The sequence below is a fragment of the Pseudomonas sp. GM102 genome (genome assembly GCF_000282555.1).
GTDB lineage: Bacteria > Pseudomonadota > Gammaproteobacteria > Pseudomonadales > Pseudomonadaceae > Aquipseudomonas.
The window spans coordinates 1-517 of sequence record NZ_AKJB01000158.1 but is presented as its reverse complement, the minus strand read 5'-3'; the positions used below and the strand labels follow the sequence as shown (position 1 = coordinate 517).

Genomic DNA, 517 nt, shown 5'->3' with positions numbered 1-517 from the left:
CAGACCGTGTGAAAACGCAGTCTGCCAAGATCAAAAACAAATGCCCCGACTTGTCGGGGCATTTGTTTTTCTGAAATCGGAAAATAAAGGGCCTCTCAGCCCATCAGCGCTATCAACTTTTGTGCTCCCAGCACCTTGATCGCTCTTTTCAAATTGTAGGCCTGCACCGCCAGTGCCATTTCAGCTCTGGCGCCTTTCAGCTGTCGCAGCAAGAACCGACCATTGCCAAACAGCCATTGCTTGAGATTGCCGAAGGGGTGTTCGACGATGGATCGCCGACGGGTCATCATCTCGGGATGGGCCCGCATTCGTTGCTCCATTCGCTCAAAGGCGGCCTCTTGAGCATGGCGCGTGAGGTAGCGGCGGCTCGCTTTGGTGCAGCGGCTTTTTAACGGACAAACGCTGCAATCGGCGATAGCCGCCTGATAAATCCGGTCGCCTTTGTTCATCTGCTTGAGCGTTAGCCACTGGCCGGCAGGGCATTGATAACTGTCGCTGTCCTCCTCGTATTTGAAGT

General features: G+C 54.4%; 1 protein-coding gene. It reads right to left on the bottom strand.

What is annotated here, in order from left to right; translation table 11 throughout:
- Nucleotides 1–95: 95 nt before the first annotated feature.
- On the bottom strand, nucleotides 96–517 hold a 422-nt coding region (locus PMI18_RS00010; RefSeq protein ID WP_007908033.1), incomplete at its 5' end, for a transposase.